Raw genomic sequence first — 15,881 nt, forward strand, 5'->3', positions numbered from 1 at the left:
ACATATGAGGTATAGGTCGACTTCCTTTGGACACCTAAAGGTACTTATTCTTGTAAGTTTCTTCCTGGGTGCTTGCAGTCATACAGTACAGGTGGATGGCAATTACCCATCCCCAATAGGCGATCAATTGCCAATAACCGTAGGCTTCTACCTCAGTGAGGACTTTAAAAGTTTCACTTATAAAGAAGACAGTGAAGATCGTGAAGAATGGAATATAAGCACAGGCAGAGCACAAAAAAATCTGTTTGAAACAGTATTGGGCTCCATGTTTACCGATACCGTATCTCTATCCAGTTATCCACAAGAAGTCCCCGCCAATGTCGAACTGGTGATAGTTCCAGAAGTGCGAGAGCTGCAGTTCACAATGCCCAGAGAGACAAGGGTCAATATTTTTGAGGTATGGATTAAATATAACATGACCGCATTTGACCCCAGTGGCGGACAGGTTGCCAACTGGGTAATAACCGCATACGGAAAAACCCCTACCGCATTTTTACAGTCCCAGGAACAGGCATTAACTCAGGCGATAAATATCGCCCTGCGCGATGCCGGAGCAAATCTTTATACCGGGTTTGGGAAAGTCCCTGAACTACAGGCCTTTCTCTCTGGGAAGCGCCGATCGCTATCACTGAGAGAAATCAAGGTGAAAGCCAAAAAGGCTGAATAAGAGGAGTAAATCGTGTTCAAGCCACTTCTAGTTGCAGCGATAGTCTTTATTAGCGGTTGTACCACTGTCGTAATTGATGAGTATCGACGCTCCGATGGTGAGCTTGCCGAAGGAGATTCCGTCGTCATCTTGGGCCGCCGTCATTCCAGTGAATATGAAACAGAGCCTGATTTAATTGCCTGTGTTGGTAGAGAACTACACAATCCTGAGTTAGGTGTAAACATTATTCCAGAGCAAGACTTTGTCGATCTTATGTACCCCTGGTTTGAACCCAGGACAGCACCTATGCATGTTCGCTCCCTAGATCGCCTGATGGAAAATGAAAGTGTGCGTGAGCGAATGGAAACCTATGGAGTGAAGTACATCGTCTGGATTGATGGTTCAACAGAGACCACAGCCAGTGCCGGCTCTATCAGCTGTACCATCAGTACCGGCGGTGCAGGGTGCTTTGGCTTTGGGACCTGGGATAAGGAATCTGACTACGAAGCGGCAGTATGGGATTTCAGGGACCGCGAATTATCTGGGAAACTTAGTGCAGATGCCAAAGGAACCTCCTATATGCCCGCGATCGTGGTTCCAATACCACTAATCGCCAGGGTCCAGAATAATGCCTGTAAAGGAATGGCGCTGCAGCTCCAACAATTCTTGATGCCAGCAGTAACACCCAGTTCATAAAAATTAAGACGCTACGGGAGGCCAGGGGTAATGAAATTTATCGAGCGTGTTTTTGCCAGCGCTATCCTAATACTCAGTGCAGGCTGTGCATTTAACCCTGCCACCAATAAGCCTGACCTTGTTCTAATGTCAGAGGACAAGGAGATCTCCATTGGTAAAGAGATGCATGAGAAGCTAATAGAGAGCACTCCGATCTATAAAGACCCAGTCCTAACCGCTTATGTTAATCATGTCGGGCAAAAAGTTGCCGCCGCCAGCGACAGACCGGATATCAAGTACCAATTTACGATCATCGACAGCCAGGATATCAACGCATTTGCCCTTCCCGGTGGGTATATCTACATCAACCGAGGCCTTCTAACTTACCTGCACTCTGAAGCTGAAATGGCGGCTGTACTAGCTCACGAGATTGGCCATATCACCGCCCGCCATGCGGTAAGGCAAAAAACAGCTGCGACCGGAGCCAGCGTTGTATCAGTATTGTCAGTTTTGGTTACCGGTAGTGGTGTAGTCGGAGATGTTGCAAATTTATATAGCACCGCTGCTGTGAAGGGCTACGGCCGTGAGATGGAACTGGAAGCGGATCGCTTCGGCGCCCAGTATATGTTCAACGCTGGTTATGATCCCCAGGCCATGATCAATGTTATTGGGCTATTAAAGGATCAGGAGACATTTGCCCGGCGCCGTGCCCGAATTGAGGGCAAGAAACCGCAAACTTACCACGGTGTTTTTGCATCTCACCCGAGAAATGACCTTCGCCTACAGGAAGTTGTAAACGCTGCGGGCCAGCTTCCCGAAGATAACAAAGAAACCAAAGTAGAATACTATCGGGAAAAAACAGATGGCCTTGTGTATGGACAAAACACACAGCAGTCCACTAAAAATCGCTACAACCACAAACGGCTGGGTTTCTCCCTTTTATTTCCCGATGGCTGGTTGGTAGAAAATCAACGTTCAGCCATTGTTGGCTCTGCACCTGATAAAAGTGCACAAATTACCATTACAGTTACCCAACGCGATGGCAACCAGCCCGCTGATATGGCTCTGCGCTCAGAGTTCGATCTACGACAACTGGAAAAAGAGGAGAAACTCAATCAATATCGACTTGAAGGCCATACCGGAAAAATTCCACCGCTTGAAAAAGAGGATGCAGATCCAGACAGAATTGCGGTAATTTTTTATGGTAGCAGACAATTTGTACTGCAGGGGAAAGTCACAAATGATGAAGACTCAGATCCAGAAGCTATTGATAAATATGACAATTTATTCCTGACCAGCATTAGAAGCTTCAGGCCGCTACGACAAACTGACATTGTAGAAGAGAAGGACATCAAACGCTTGCGCTACGTCCAGGCCAATGAAAAAACTACTTTTGCCTCCCTGGCAAAACATATGGAAATCGGCGAATATGCAGAGGAGCAATTACGCCTCTTAAATGGTTATTATCCCCGAGGAGAACCCAAGCCCGGAGAATGGATAAAGATCGTTCAATAATTTTATAAGAAGCAGCCCCTAATCCTTTTTCTATCACCCCCCAAAATTTTGGAGGGTTAGTGTCTATCTGAAAATAAAAGATAATAATAAGGAGTAAGTGATGAATGGCATGATGATGCAATCCCAGCTCATCCTCACCGGTATTATGAAGCATGCTCTAAGCAACTCACCGGATAGTGAGATTGTTTCAGTTACTTTGGATAACCCCGATTTTCGTTATAGCTATCAACAAGCTTTTGAGCGGGTCTCGCAATTGGCAAATGCACTACAAAAGCTTGGAGCCAATGATGGAGATCGAATTGGTACTCTTGCCTGGAACGATCACCGGCATTTTGAACTCTACTACGCAACTTCTTGCAGCGGGCTCGTTTGCCATACCATTAACCCCCGGCTTTTCCCTGAGCAAATATCTTACATTATTGAGCATGCCACAGATCGATGGCTGTTTATTGATCCACTATTTATGCCCCTAATCGAATCTCTGGCAGAATATCTAGATTCGATTGAAGGCATCATTGTGCTAACTGATAAAGCACATATGCCCGCCACAAGCCTGAGCAATGTTTACTGCTATGAAACATTGATTGCAGCAGAGCCCACTGAGTTTCAATGGCCTGAATTAGAGGAAGAGAGTGCAGCAGCACTCTGTTATACATCAGGCACAACAGGCAATCCCAAAGGGGTGCTTTATTCCCATCGCTCTCTGATGCTGCATACCTACGGCGTATTGATGCCAGATGTCTTTGCGATTAGAAGGGACGAAGCCATATTGCCTGTTGTTCCCATGTTTCACGTCAACGCCTGGTCAATACCCTATGCGGCACCGGCTGTTGGAGCAAAACTCGTGTTACCTGGCCCCCAAATGGGGTGTGGAGAAACGCTCAGTCAATTAATTCAAAAGGAAGCCGTTACTATCGCTGCCGGCGTTCCAACCGTTTGGCTCGCCCTGCTCAAGTACCTGCGGGAAAGTGAAGAGACCCTACCCAGCTTGAATCGAGTAGTCGTGGGTGGATCGGCTTGCCCCTGGAGTATTATGGAGGAATTCGAGCAAAAGCATGGGGTATACACCCATCACGCCTGGGGCATGACTGAAATGAGCCCACTGGGAACCTACAATGCCCGCATACCTGAGAACCTCTCTAAAGACGAAGCACAGGCCCTCAGGCTCAAGCAGGGCCGAGCGGGCTTTGGGGTCGAGATGCGTATTGTAGACCCCGAGGGAAATACCTTGGCACAAGACGGGCTGGCTTTTGGAGCCCTTCAAGTGCGTGGTCCCTGGGTCTGTGAGCGCTACTACCAATCCAAAGAGTCAGCACTTACCGAAGACGGCTGGTTTGATACTGGTGACGTTGCCACGATCGATGCTGACGGCTACCTGACAATCACTGATCGCACTAAGGATGTTATCAAGTCCGGCGGCGAGTGGATTTCCTCTATTGAGCTGGAGAATTTTGCTATGACACAGGCGGGAGTAGCCGAAGCCGCTGTTATTGGGGTTGCCCATGAAAAGTGGGCTGAGCGGCCTCTCCTGATCATTGTTCCCGCTGAAGGCAAAACACTAAAAACTGAGGAGATTCTGGCATCCTTTAAAGGGCATTTTGCCAACTGGTGGATTCCCGATGACTGTGTCATTGCCAAGGAAATCCCCCATACGGCTACAGGCAAAGTCAGCAAAAAAGACCTTCGGGAAATCTATGCCGACTATCTATGGTCTCACGAAGCCACTGTGTGAAGGGGATTAAGACGCTTTTGGCAGGCATCATCGCGGCATAGCAAAGCGTTGCACTGTAATAACGCAATTTTACCTGCCTCAAGTCTTGATTAAATTTTGACGGCGCTGAAATAGCGCCGTTTTAGAATGCTTAACTTCCTGTTAATACCTAAACCAGCGGTTCCTCTGTAGGCGACAATCTTTGCTTGCTGACTATTAACCCTTATCGATTCATGGTTTCCGGGCTGACTGGATATCGGTTTATCTTCTATTGACTTACCTAGGCGCACTAGCCAACCAGAATTGTCTAGAATTATCTTGAGTAGAAGTATCTGACTGTGGATATCCTGGAATATCTCAGTCCATGTGAGAGGGAATAGGGAATTTACACTTCCTTGCGTTGGATGGCACTGGCTTACAATCTAGCCATTATCATACTCCTCACAGCAACGGCATTTACTCATTAACGAGGAAGTCACAATGAAGAAATTATTCAGTTTGGTAATCGCTGCAATAATTACCATTTCTGCAAATACCCTAGCTTGGGCAGATAATGACCATGCCGCACAACTTGCGGAGCGCTTAGAGGCAACTAAAGCCAAGCTTAACCTCTCTGATGAGCAGGTAGAAAAAGTAAAGCCAATCCTGGAATCAGCCAATGAACAACGCCGCCAAGTGCTTGCAAAATACGGCGTTAACATAGAAAGTCCCTCTGGCGCTATCCAAAAGATGAGCTTTCGTGAGAAGCGCCAGTTAGGCAAAGAAATGGCCGCTATCAGAAAATCTACGCTCAGTGAAATGTCCACCGTACTGACGGATCAACAATTAGCAGAGTTCAAAAATCTTCAAGAAGAAAATCGAGCAGCCTTCAAAGCCAACCTTCAAGAGAGAAGAAATTAGAGTCTCCAGGGTTCATAATGCCTATCAGATAGACGAAGCCGCGCTGAATAGCTCTGCGAAAGCCTCGTCCCGGCGGGGCTCTCGTATTCAGTTATATCCCTGTCACATTTCTCTGCTAGAAAGTGCCCCACAATTCATCACGGGCCTTTATCAGATGTTAAAAAACATTCTATCAGTAGTGTTGATTGGCTTTTCTATAGCCGCAACACTAACCTGCGCGGATAACTTTGATCAGAGAAATAAACAAACTATTGTGGTAGCTCATAGAGGTGCCTCAGCCTACCTACCTGAACACACCCTCGAATCCAAAGCGCTGGCTTACGGTATGCGTCCAGACTATATCGAGCAAGATTTGGTACTCAGCAAAGATGATCACTTGATCGTAATGCACGATATTTATCTAGATAGTGTAACTAATGTCGCCAACGTTTTTCCCCAGCGCGCTCGCGATGATGGTCACTTTTACACTATCGATTTTACCCTAACCGAACTTAAACAGCTTCAGGTATCAGAGCCCTTCATAGATAGTGAGGATGGACTTCAAGCAAAATACCCCGAGAGATTTCCAATATGGAAATCTAGCTTTAAGCTATCCACCTTTGAGGAAGAACTGGAATTAATTCAGGGGCTTAACCGATCTCTGGGCTACGATATTGGCATTTACCCGGAGATTAAAAAACCCTACTTCCATCACTGGGAAGGAAAAGATATTGCCTCTATAGCTTTGCAATCACTCAAGAAATACGGTTATACCGATCGCGATCACAAAGTTTTCTTCCAGTGCTTTGATGCAGAAGAGCTTCAGCGAGTTAAATTTGAGCTGATGCCCTCCATGGGGATGGATCTATCATTAGTTCAATTGATCGCCGCCACCGACTGGGGGGAAAAATTGGTCGAAGTGAATGGAGAAATTGAAAAGTACAATTATGACTGGATGCTGCAACAGGGGGGCTTGCGCAAAATCGCCACCTACGCAGATGGGATTGGCCCCTGGTATCCTATGTTAATGGAAGTGACAAATGGCCAACCAAGAGCTAACAGTGTTGTCCGCCGGGCACACCGCAGACAACTAGAGGTTCACCCCTACACTTTCCGCGCCGATACAGGCAAGATTCCCGAAGAATTTGAAAGCTTCGAGGACTTCCTGCATTTCGCTGTATATCAGCTGCGCATTGACGGTCTCTTTACCGACCACCCCGACAGAGCCGTTAACTATCTTTCCCGGGGACATAGGGATCGTTAAAAAATGAAATCAGAAAAAAGGCCGCATAGTGCGGCCTTTTTTTACTTAATCAAACTTGGAGAAGTCCGCTGGTCTCTTCTCCATGAAGGCCATAGCAGCCTCTTTAAACTCATCAGAGGCGAGGCGTTCCTTAAAGTAACGGCCTTCGTCTTGAATAAACTCTAACCCTTTCTCTTGAGTTGCTCTGCGCAAAAGCTGCTTAGTTAAACGCAGGGCGGCCGGAGCTTTCCTCGCTAACTCAGCTGCGGCTTCACGTGCTCGAACTATGGCGTGTTCTGGCGCCACTGCGGCATTACAGATACCAATCTCAACGGCTTCCTGAGCACTAAAACGCTTGCTCAACAGTAATAGTTCAGAAGCTTTGGCATGGCCGGCGATCCTGGGCAATAAGTAGCTGGAGCCATACTCTGGACACAGCCCCAGGTCCACAAACGGCATCTGGAACATGGCGTCGTCTCCAGCAAAAGACAGGTCGCAATGCAACAGCATGGTCGTACCAATACCTACTGCGGGGCCATTAACGGCTGCAACTACCGGCTTGGGGAAGTGGTAGAGAGCACTCATAAACTGGAAAACCGGAGACTCCTCCCCTTCGGCAGAGCCGCCCAGGAAATCTGTCAGGTCGTTACCACTGGTGAATATACCCTCAGCACCGGTAATAATCGCGACGCGAACATCCGGGTTTGTAGCTGCGCTATTCAATAACCCTGCCATCGCGGTATACATGGCCATAGTCAGGGCATTTTTGCGCCCGGGTCGATTAATCGTAATCTCGAGGATGCGGTCCTTAAGCTGAGCCTGAATTTCAGCGCATTCGCTTTGCATATTGTTCTCCGGGGTAAGAAGTAGATTGGGCTACTCTCAGTAGCCTAATTATGGAACCCCAACGGAAGCCACTTTTAATCCGCTGTAGGCCATCTATTTAGGAGATTCATATTAACCGCTACTCCCAGAGGTTCGAGTTCCTAATCAACCACTTTCGTTGACGGGATTAACCCGGTCACCAGTGACCGGGCCCTCTAGATAACCATCAACAGTAATCAAACTTTATTGGCTGAATCCCGGCGCAGAGGTTGGCACATGCAATGAACGCCACCGCCCCCCGGAGTAATCATTGAAATATCCGGGTCGATAACTTCCAGGCCATGTGCGCGACACTTCTCCGCCAGTCCGGTATTGGCCTTAGGTAGCATCACTCGATCGTTCCCCAGGGCAACGACATTCACTCCAAGTTCCAATACTTGCGGGAAGGGAATATCGATAATCTCTATATTTCGGCTTTTAAACCACTGCACCAGCTCCGGCTCAACAGCATCAACACAAATTGCTGCCAGCTTTTCCGCAAGCATGGCTACCATCACATCAATATGCAGGAAGAACGGATCGAACTGGTAGCCTTTAACTTCCCAGCCCTCTTTTTCCACCCAACTTTTCATCTGCTCAAATCCCTGCGGGCTGGTGCGTTCGCCGGAGTAGCCACACAGAATGACGCCGGGCTCTAACACCATAAAATCACCGCCCTCCAGAGAGCCTGCGGTGATAATGTCGTAAATAGGGATATTCAGCTCTGCATATTTCTTTACTATGGGCGCCCACTCACCACGGCGCCAAGGGCTGAACATCTGAGTCACGATAGGCCCCCAAGGGGTCATTACCGAGGAATCGCGACCGTAAATTTGGTAGGGCAATGTGTTATCCGCTGGAATAAGGTGCGTATTCACTCCTGCGTGGCGGTAAGCATCGAGCATCTCTCCATGCTGTGTCATCGCCACCTTGTGATCAAACTTCATACCGAGGCGCTCGGCACGTCGCGCACTCGCATTACCAGTGCGCCAGCTGAAGTTATCCACAGGCCCAATTAGAACATCTCTCAGTACACCGTATTCTGAATCCATCCCCCACTCACTCAGGGGTGCCGTACCGCCGTTATCCTGACGGTGCTTCAAAGTAAAATTACTCATTCGCCTAAATTCCAACTTGTTATCAACTATGCCAAAACAAAGACAGTGCAACGCCGAGAGTTGACAGAAGCACTTGTTTTACTGCTACTTAAGCCTGCTCCGCACTGTTTAGCATTGCGTGAAGCAACACATTACAACCCGCCTCAAGATGATCCGGCTCCGCCGATTCTGCTTCATTGTGCGACAGCCCTCCTTCACAGGGCACAAAGATCATAGAGACAGGGGCGACTCGGGAAACATATACGGAATCGTGCCCAGCACCTGAAACCATCTTGCGATTGCTATATCCCAAGGTCTGCACAGCACTGCTAACCGAATCAATGCAATGCTTATCAAAGGCGACGGGAGGTGAGTACCACTCTTCACGAATATCGACTCTGGTACCTGTCTCTTCCTGTACTCTTTCAGCCGCCTTATACAAGGCTTTATGCAGATGGTTTAACCCTTCAGGTAACGGGTGACGGAGGTCCAGTGCCAGCACAACCTCTTCAGGAACTGTATTTCGGCTGCCCGGCGCCGCCCTTAAATCCCCACAGGTCATACGCGCATCTTCTGAATACTCCCGGACTTCACGATACATGCGCTCGCACAGAATGGACATTGCCTGGACCGGATCACGGCGGTCCTCCATCGGAGTTGGACCCGCATGGCAAGGCGTTCCGTAAAAAGTTACGTCATACCAGCGAATACCCTGTACACCAGTGACAACACCAATTACCTGATCCTGTTTTTCGAGGATCGGGCCCTGCTCGATATGCGCTTCAAATGAAGCTTTAATAGCCCTCGGCTGAGCTGGCTCAGTACCGAGATAGCCGATCCGCTCCAACTCTTCACCGATGGTGATGCCCGATTTATCCGCGCGGCTGTGCCCATACTCCAAGCTAAATTCGCCAGCCCAAACCCCGGAGCCCACCATTGCAGGAGAGAAGCGCGCACCCTCTTCATTAGTCCATACAACCACCTCTAATGGGGCCTTGGTCCTGATACCTTGATCCTCTAGAGTGCGCAGAACTTCCAGGCCGGCAAGTACGCCATATACACCGTCAAATTTGCCACCCGTGGGCTGGGTATCCAAATGAGAACCAGTCACTACCGCAGGCAAGCTGTTATCTGCTCCCGGTCGTCGGGCAAAAATGTTGCCCATCTGGTCCACTCTGACCTCACAGCCTATATCTCGGCACCAGCGCACGAAAAGGTCGCGCCCTTCACGGTCTTCATCTGTCAGGGCTTGTCGATTGCACCCGCCCGCTGGGGTCGCGCCTATCTCAGCAATTTCCATCAGGCTATCCCAAAGGCGAGAGCCATTGACACGTAGGTTTTGCGCTGGGTTTTCCATTCAAAGAGCTCCGGGCTTTATAATGGGTCCAATATAAATCACTTTGCCGTAATTTTTGTTTTGATCCACACCGGCTAAAGAGAGCATTATTTTGTAACTGGTCAAAACACACTCAGGAAGCAGCTGACTATGACAATAACTTATAGCTCTTACCTAAAAGTAGACGAGCTTTTGCAGTGCCAAAAACCCCTTTCCGATGGTCCCGAGCACGACGAACTACTTTTCATTACTATTCATCAAAGCTACGAGCTCTGGTTCAAGCAAATGTTGCATGAACTGGATTTCCTGGTGCGACTATTCAACGCAGGTGAACGCAATCGCGCATTGCATACACTTAAACGTGTCGACACGATTTATCGTACTTTGATTCAACAGGTCGATATCCTGGAAACCCTAACCCCACTGGAGTTTATGTCTTTCCGCGATCGACTATCCACGGCTAGTGGTTTTCAGTCGTACCAGTTTCGCGAGTTGGAATTTCTTTACGGAGCCAAGGACCCGAAAAAACTGGAAAACTATACCCCTGGCTCAGAGCACTACCAGCGCTTGATGAAGCGCCTTGAGGCGCCGACCCTTTGGGATGCTTTCCTAAACTTTTTGGTTCACGAAGGGCATAAGGTACCCGCTAATGAGCTTGAAAGGGATTTTAGCCAAGTTGCGGAACCTTCTTCAGCCGTCCAGAAAATACTGATCGATATCTATCGCAATGATCCACTGGTAAGTGAAATCTGTGAGGCTTTGGTGGACATCGATACTTCGTTACAACAGTGGCGTTACAGACATGTAAAAATGGTCGAGCGAACAATTGGCAGGAAAATGGGGACTGGTGGATCGAGCGGAGTAGGTTATTTACAGGGAACCCTGTTTAGACCGGTTTTCCCCGACCTCTGGGCAATTCGTTCAGAATTCTGATATCGGATTTCATTTGAGGGGGTACTTAAGTACCACCCCAATTTGTGACCAGTTCAAAACCATAATTCACAAATGAAAAAAGCCAGCAATATGCTGGCTTTTTAAGCGCGGGTAACTCACCGGGAACTTAGTCCTCGTAAGGTACCAGGGAGACCTGAATACCCAGGCTCACTTCCTTCGCGGCATCCGCAATCTGTACGTAAGTATCCGCACTAGACTTGTTGTGTGCACGCACAATCACCATTGCCTGCGGGTTCTCCGCATACATCTGGGCGATACGGGCCCGTACAGCACGGCTGTCAATACGGCTGCCATCCGCCATGGTGATTTCATCATTTGCGCTAACCATCAACAGAATATTCTGCTTGGTAGGATCTGGCTCAGCATTGCTGGTCTCATTCGGATCAGGCACATTCACATCCAGCGCCTTCTCTTTAACAAATGAAGCAGTCACGATAAAGAAGATCAACATGATAAACACAACGTCCAACATGGGCGTCAGGTCGATATCTGCCTTTTCTTCTTCTACGGCCTTTCCGCGTCGTCTACTCATAAAACACCGTGCAATTTTCAAATATCAGGGGTGCCGGATTGACCGGTCTAATCTGGTGGGCAAGATTGCCGCGATTTCGCAAGCATTGCAAGTGCGAGCGATAACAGAGATAAATAAACTTTAAAAATCAATAAGTTACAGAATCGAGCCGACAGAAAAGATCAAATTTTAAGCAAAAATTCCGACTAACGTCCTGCTAGATAGCTGTGATAGTCAGGCACCTCATGCTCGAAGGATTGGTCCATCAATGGTGACTGTACCACCATATCTGCACTGCTCTGGTTGCAAGCCACTGGGATATTCCACGCTGCAGCAATACGCAGTAGTGCCTTGACGTCTGGGTCATGGGGCATGGGCTCAAAGGGGTCCCAGAAGAATATCAGTAAGTCCACCTGCCCCTCGCTAATCCTCGCTCCGAGCTGTTGATCACCTCCCAGAGGGCCACTTAAGAGCTTTTCGACACTTAAACCCGTCGCATCTTCAATTTTTCCACCAGTAGTCCCCGTAGCCAATAACTGGTGTCGTTTGAGCAGATTGTGATGTCTGAGACACCACTGAATCATGGCATCTTTACGGTTGTCATGGGCTACCAGAGCCACTCGCTTTGTCGCCGGCAGTGCTTTAGCAATAAATTCCATTTGAACCTCAATATCAAGAGTCTCTTCTATAGTATCTCAAATAAGCACCGACAGATTTGATTTTCCCGTAGGTTTAGTCCCTGTTATCGCAACCCAACTCCTTTATAGAGACTTCCAAAATTACTACAAAACGATTCATTAGATTCGAAGAAGTAATGTGGATTAATTCAAAGACCTCTTTATTCATTGTTATCTAGAGTAAGATCCCCCTGAACACAGCCCCCCTCGCTATAATGCAACAGCAAGAAACCGGACCTTTATAAGGAGTAAGTATGAGCGTAGGAGCCTGGGAGCCACAGGTAAGTGGCCCACAAAATGAAACCAGTGAAGAATTCAACCGGGAGCAGTTGCTCAGACTTATCGAAATTGCAGAGTCAGATAAACCTTTTACAGAATCAGTAGGAGCGTTTGAAAAAGTACCCTCTACACTTATTCGCCTTCCCTTCCAACACTGGATCGAAGAGAGCGAACATTGGAACAGTGCCCAGCTATGGCAACTGATCCGCTTCTTTACCTTGGCAGAAATGAATCTGCCAGGCTGGGACGCCGGCGCTGAGTCTGCAGTAATTCCCCTCGCCAAAGTACTCAAGCAACGCTCGACGCCATTAACAAAAGAACAACTGTTATGGATTCGCCAGAATTCCAACAATCGTTATTTGCCCTACGGGCCACTATAAAGCTACGCGATTGACTCCATATCACCCCAGTGACAGAGATATTCTGTTACTGGGTCAGTCCTGTCCCCCTCTCCCATTGCAAAACTCATAAGGTTGCCTTCGGTAAGAGCAGCCACTCCAAAGCAGAAGCATTGCCCATAAAAATATCATTAAGATTGTTGATCAACGTACGGATAATCAGGACTGCATTCAAATAGCTTCTGGTATTACTTGCCTCTGAATAACTGCCCTCTACTCCTTTTATGACTAGCAGGGATGTCACGTGATAGCAAAACAAATGACTGGAGACCAAGCGCTCGCTTTCTCGGTAATTAAAAAGACCTCGACTGAAGAACACAAACTAATACAGTTCCGTCCCATTATATACATGGTTATAACTAGATTTATCACTGGTTTACTTTCCGCCATGTAAAAGTAAACCTCGCAGCAGTAATGGCAGATCCCGGCAGCCAAGCCCCCAAATACCCCAACCGGTTGGTACTTATATACGGGGCACTAGATCCCGTACATGAGTGTGAGTTCTCCCCCAGTTTTTAATTCCTTACTAAATACCAGGGTACGGCAATAGGACTCAAGCTGTCTCTGACATCTTGACACTTGCCAACTTTCCGCAATTTGAATATCACACTTCAATACGCAAGGTTACACAACCAGCTATGGAGGTTGCCCACTAATTGACGCAGGCAAAAGCTCGCAGTTAAGTTTTGTTAATCCGGATCTCTGTTAATTGATGAACAGAAACTATCTGCCACCATCAAAATCCAACTATAAAAGCCAAAACAACTAAACCAACAGGTTCATAAAGCTTACAAAATTACTCAACTATTTAACGCCACTGATACTGACTTGATACAAAGAATATTGAAGTTAAAGAATCACCAGTAATGAGTGCTTTCAAGTTCCCAAAAAGATCAAAAACACAGTTCAAACGGCCCCCAATTGAAAAATATGTAAAAAAAAGCCATTTTTTTTACATTAAATAGAAAAAAACCATCTAAAGGACTTGCAATTAGGTATACAAATAAGCTGCAATTAGCGCCGCTAGCTTGGGGGGACTCACTATCAATTGTTTTCTGCCGAAAACATTCATCTTGGACGGTGCCTAATTCCGTTAAAGATGGCTGAGAATAATTGATAGGAATGCCCCCACTTACTAAAACAATTCATTTTGCAGGGATATTTAAATGGCTACTAAAAAAGCTGCTCAAGTCGCTACCAGCGACGTCGCAAAAATGGAAGCGGAGCTACGCTCCCTTACCGCTAAACTGGAAACTGCCCGCCTTAAGCAGGAAAAAGACCTGACTGTCAAAGCCGAGAAATTGGCAAACAGTGCCAAGAAGGCTGCCGCTAAAGCAAAAACTACTCAAGATAAAGTAGCGACTGTTAGAGCTAAGAAAAAGACTGCTGCTCAACAGCAACAGCTGAAAAAAGCACGTGAAGCCGCCGCTGCAGCTAAAACTGCTGCAACTGAAGCCAAAACTGCCGCAACTGAAGCCAAAGATGCACTGGCTGAAATCAAAGCCGCCAACAAGCTGGCTTCTCAGGTAGCTAAGATCGTCGCTAAAGAAGAAGCTGCTGTAGCTAAGAAACTGGCCGCTGCTGAAAAGAAAAAAGCCGCTGCCGAAGCGAAGAAAACTGCTGCTGCCGCTAAAAAAGCCGCTGCTGCTGACAAGAAGAAAGCCACCGCAGCTAAGAAAAAGCCCGGCCGCCCAGCTAAAACTGAAGAAGCCAAGAAGAAGCCTGGTCGTCCCGCTAAGACCGAAGAAGCTAAGAAAAAGCCTGGCCGTCCCAAAAAAGACGCCACTGAAGCCAAAAAGAAGCCCGGTCGCCCAGCAAAAACTGAAGCCGCTAAGAAAAAGCCCGGCCGCCCCAAGAAAGCAGAGACCGCAGCCGCCGCAGCAACTGATGCTGCTCCTGTAAAACGCGGTCGTGGCCGCCCACCTAAGGCAGAATCCGCACAAAAGAAGCCCGGTCGCCCAGCAAAAGCGGAAGCCGCTAAGAAAAAGCCAGGGCGCCCCAAAAAAGCAGAAGCCACAGCCGCCGCAGCAGCAACTGAAGCTGCTCCTGTAAAGCGCGGTCGCGGTCGTCCGCCCAAGGCTAAGTAAGCCAGCGCTTAAGCAAAACTGATTTGTTCAGTTAGTTTAAACCCTGGCCTAGCCAGGGTTTAAACCGACCTTAATGCATCCGCAAGCCCTTCACCTGATGGTCCTCCCCCAACTCAATAACACAATCTGCCCAGCCCGGCATATCCTCTAGTAAGCTCCGCGTCACTCTTTCGTAGTGTTGTACAAACTGAACAATTTGTTGATCTGTCATCCCCATTCCGGAGCGAACCCTGAGTTTATGCTCCTGTAACTTACGCCACTCAACGATACATTCCATACTCGGCGCTTTGAGCATCACCCATACATCGATAAGCGAAAAAAGATCTCGATAAGAATCTTCCAACTGTTGATTAACATAACTTCGCCATTCGCCAGTACTATCTTCCCTGCACTCCAGTTCATTGAGCGGTCCTTCATGCCCTTCTGAAGGCCTGGCCCCTAGGCACCACCCTTCGAAGATAACAACATCAACTTGTCCCTTGAATACGGGCCACAAGTGCTCAGGGATCCGATCATCACGTCCTTTATCAAACCTAGGTAATGCGATAGCGGAATCAGTATTGGCTGCACACAGGGCCTTGAGCGTGCTGATCCCCAAGCCGATATCATGGGTTCCCGGCACACCGCGAGTTTCGAGTAAAGGGTGTACCTGTGTAGCCAGCTTGCGGCGCTGTTCCAGCGTTAAATAGATATCATCCAGAGACAAAACACAGCAGCGATAGCCCATCGCCTGGTAAATACATTGCCACACATCCGCCAGGGTCGACTTGCCGGTACCCTGCCCCCCGCTAACCCCAATTAATAATGGATTACTGCGCTTATGGCGAGTCAGTACCCAAACTCCGAGGGGAAGAAAAAGTTGTTCGAGTACCTGGAGGAAATCGCATGGTAATTGGTGTTCACGCAACAGCTCCTTAAAAGGCCCCGATAAACTCTCCTTAAGCTGTCCACTACGCTCTAAAACTTCATTCGGCCATTTAGCCTTATTCATAAATTCCCTGCTATAAAA

Annotated in this window: 15 protein-coding genes; 9 read left to right on the forward strand and 6 right to left on the reverse strand. The window is 47.9% G+C overall.

What is annotated here, in order from left to right:
* Window positions 1-4: 4 nt before the first annotated feature.
* From ACJJIR_RS18460 to glpQ, 6 genes are all read left to right on the forward strand, one after another.
* On the forward strand, window positions 5-667 hold the full coding sequence (locus ACJJIR_RS18460; RefSeq protein ID WP_444906425.1) for a hypothetical protein: 663 nt from the start codon (window positions 5-7) through the stop codon (window positions 665-667).
* Window positions 668-679: 12 nt separating this feature from the next.
* A complete protein-coding gene (locus ACJJIR_RS18465) occupies window positions 680-1,342 on the forward strand; it encodes a hypothetical protein (RefSeq protein ID WP_444892778.1) in 663 nt (220 codons plus the stop codon).
* A gap of 30 nt (window positions 1,343-1,372) precedes the next feature.
* Window positions 1,373-2,836 (forward strand): M48 family metalloprotease, encoded by a 1,464-nt coding sequence (locus ACJJIR_RS18470; protein WP_444906426.1) that lies wholly within the window; start codon window positions 1,373-1,375, stop codon window positions 2,834-2,836.
* A gap of 100 nt (window positions 2,837-2,936) precedes the next feature.
* On the forward strand, window positions 2,937-4,568 hold the full coding sequence (locus ACJJIR_RS18475; protein WP_444906427.1) for a long-chain fatty acid--CoA ligase: 1,632 nt from the start codon (window positions 2,937-2,939) through the stop codon (window positions 4,566-4,568).
* Between the two features lie 459 nt (window positions 4,569-5,027).
* Window positions 5,028-5,447 carry a hypothetical protein gene (locus ACJJIR_RS18480; RefSeq protein WP_444895212.1) on the forward strand — a complete coding sequence of 140 codons (420 nt, stop codon included), beginning with the start codon at window positions 5,028-5,030 and terminating at the stop codon, window positions 5,445-5,447.
* Between the two features lie 154 nt (window positions 5,448-5,601).
* Window positions 5,602-6,690: a glycerophosphodiester phosphodiesterase gene (glpQ, locus tag ACJJIR_RS18485; RefSeq protein ID WP_444895213.1), complete on the forward strand. Its 1,089-nt coding sequence runs from the start codon at window positions 5,602-5,604 to the stop codon at window positions 6,688-6,690.
* Window positions 6,691-6,735: 45 nt separating this feature from the next.
* On the opposite strand, the gene ACJJIR_RS18490 is transcribed toward glpQ, so the two are convergent.
* The 3 genes from ACJJIR_RS18490 to ACJJIR_RS18500 all read right to left on the reverse strand — a co-directional run bounded on the left by ACJJIR_RS18490 (window position 6,736) and on the right by ACJJIR_RS18500 (window position 9,987).
* The gene (locus ACJJIR_RS18490) at window positions 6,736-7,515 is read right to left on the reverse strand and encodes an enoyl-CoA hydratase (RefSeq protein WP_444895214.1); all 780 of its coding nucleotides are present in this window, start codon (window positions 7,513-7,515) and stop codon (window positions 6,736-6,738) included.
* Window positions 7,516-7,730: 215 nt separating this feature from the next.
* A complete protein-coding gene (locus tag ACJJIR_RS18495) occupies window positions 7,731-8,651 on the reverse strand; it encodes a dimethylarginine dimethylaminohydrolase family protein (RefSeq protein ID WP_413664363.1) in 921 nt (306 codons plus the stop codon).
* Between the two features lie 88 nt (window positions 8,652-8,739).
* Entirely contained in the window at window positions 8,740-9,987 is a 1,248-nt protein-coding gene (locus ACJJIR_RS18500; RefSeq protein ID WP_444895215.1) for a Zn-dependent hydrolase, read from the reverse strand.
* Window positions 9,988-10,116: 129 nt separating this feature from the next.
* Between ACJJIR_RS18500 and ACJJIR_RS18505 the strand changes: the two genes are divergently transcribed.
* Window positions 10,117-10,899, forward strand: coding sequence for a tryptophan 2,3-dioxygenase (locus ACJJIR_RS18505; protein WP_413664361.1), 783 nt, complete (start codon window positions 10,117-10,119; stop codon window positions 10,897-10,899).
* A gap of 127 nt (window positions 10,900-11,026) precedes the next feature.
* Here the strand turns inward: ACJJIR_RS18505 and ACJJIR_RS18510 are convergent, their stop codons facing one another.
* Window positions 11,027-11,452, reverse strand: coding sequence for an ExbD/TolR family protein (locus tag ACJJIR_RS18510; RefSeq protein ID WP_413664360.1), 426 nt, complete (start codon window positions 11,450-11,452; stop codon window positions 11,027-11,029).
* Window positions 11,453-11,637: 185 nt separating this feature from the next.
* On the reverse strand, window positions 11,638-12,090 hold the full coding sequence (locus tag ACJJIR_RS18515) for a methylglyoxal synthase (RefSeq protein WP_413664359.1): 453 nt from the start codon (window positions 12,088-12,090) through the stop codon (window positions 11,638-11,640).
* A 272-nt stretch (window positions 12,091-12,362) separates the two neighbouring features.
* Here ACJJIR_RS18515 and ACJJIR_RS18520 point away from each other — a divergent pair, with 272 nt between their 5' ends.
* Both ACJJIR_RS18520 and ACJJIR_RS18525 read left to right on the forward strand, forming a co-directional pair.
* The gene (locus ACJJIR_RS18520; RefSeq protein ID WP_282934304.1) at window positions 12,363-12,767 is read left to right on the forward strand and encodes a hypothetical protein; all 405 of its coding nucleotides are present in this window, start codon (window positions 12,363-12,365) and stop codon (window positions 12,765-12,767) included.
* 1,184 nt (window positions 12,768-13,951) lie between these two features.
* Window positions 13,952-14,872, forward strand: a complete 921-nt coding sequence (locus tag ACJJIR_RS18525) for a hypothetical protein (RefSeq protein WP_444906428.1) — start codon at window positions 13,952-13,954, stop codon at window positions 14,870-14,872.
* A gap of 70 nt (window positions 14,873-14,942) precedes the next feature.
* Here the strand turns inward: ACJJIR_RS18525 and ACJJIR_RS18530 are convergent, their stop codons facing one another.
* Window positions 14,943-15,863: a phosphoribulokinase gene (locus ACJJIR_RS18530; protein WP_444906429.1), complete on the reverse strand. Its 921-nt coding sequence runs from the start codon at window positions 15,861-15,863 to the stop codon at window positions 14,943-14,945.
* Window positions 15,864-15,881: the final 18 nt, after the last annotated feature.

This window comes from Microbulbifer maximicatervae (SeqCode) (genome assembly GCF_052467385.1).

Bases quoted from the DNA above. Each gene is read 5' to 3' on its own strand.
- ACJJIR_RS18510 (WP_413664360.1), bottom strand. From the start codon at position 11,452: ATGAGTAGACGACGCGGAAAGGCCGTAGAAGAAGAAAAGGCAGATATC.
- ACJJIR_RS18500 (WP_444895215.1), bottom strand. From the start codon at position 9,987: ATGGAAAACCCAGCGCAAAACCTACGTGTCAATGGCTCTCGCCTTTGG.
- ACJJIR_RS18475 (WP_444906427.1), top strand. From the start codon at position 2,937: ATGAATGGCATGATGATGCAATCCCAGCTCATCCTCACCGGTATTATG.
- ACJJIR_RS18470 (WP_444906426.1), top strand. From the start codon at position 1,373: ATGAAATTTATCGAGCGTGTTTTTGCCAGCGCTATCCTAATACTCAGT.
- ACJJIR_RS18525 (WP_444906428.1), top strand. From the start codon at position 13,952: ATGGCTACTAAAAAAGCTGCTCAAGTCGCTACCAGCGACGTCGCAAAA.
- ACJJIR_RS18480 (WP_444895212.1), top strand. From the start codon at position 5,028: ATGAAGAAATTATTCAGTTTGGTAATCGCTGCAATAATTACCATTTCT.
- ACJJIR_RS18495 (WP_413664363.1), bottom strand. From the start codon at position 8,651: ATGAGTAATTTTACTTTGAAGCACCGTCAGGATAACGGCGGTACGGCA.
- ACJJIR_RS18505 (WP_413664361.1), top strand. From the start codon at position 10,117: ATGACAATAACTTATAGCTCTTACCTAAAAGTAGACGAGCTTTTGCAG.
- ACJJIR_RS18460 (WP_444906425.1), top strand. From the start codon at position 5: ATGAGGTATAGGTCGACTTCCTTTGGACACCTAAAGGTACTTATTCTT.
- glpQ (WP_444895213.1), top strand. From the start codon at position 5,602: ATGTTAAAAAACATTCTATCAGTAGTGTTGATTGGCTTTTCTATAGCC.
- ACJJIR_RS18515 (WP_413664359.1), bottom strand. From the start codon at position 12,090: ATGGAATTTATTGCTAAAGCACTGCCGGCGACAAAGCGAGTGGCTCTG.
- ACJJIR_RS18530 (WP_444906429.1), bottom strand. From the start codon at position 15,863: ATGAATAAGGCTAAATGGCCGAATGAAGTTTTAGAGCGTAGTGGACAG.
- ACJJIR_RS18520 (WP_282934304.1), top strand. From the start codon at position 12,363: ATGAGCGTAGGAGCCTGGGAGCCACAGGTAAGTGGCCCACAAAATGAA.
- ACJJIR_RS18490 (WP_444895214.1), bottom strand. From the start codon at position 7,515: ATGCAAAGCGAATGCGCTGAAATTCAGGCTCAGCTTAAGGACCGCATC.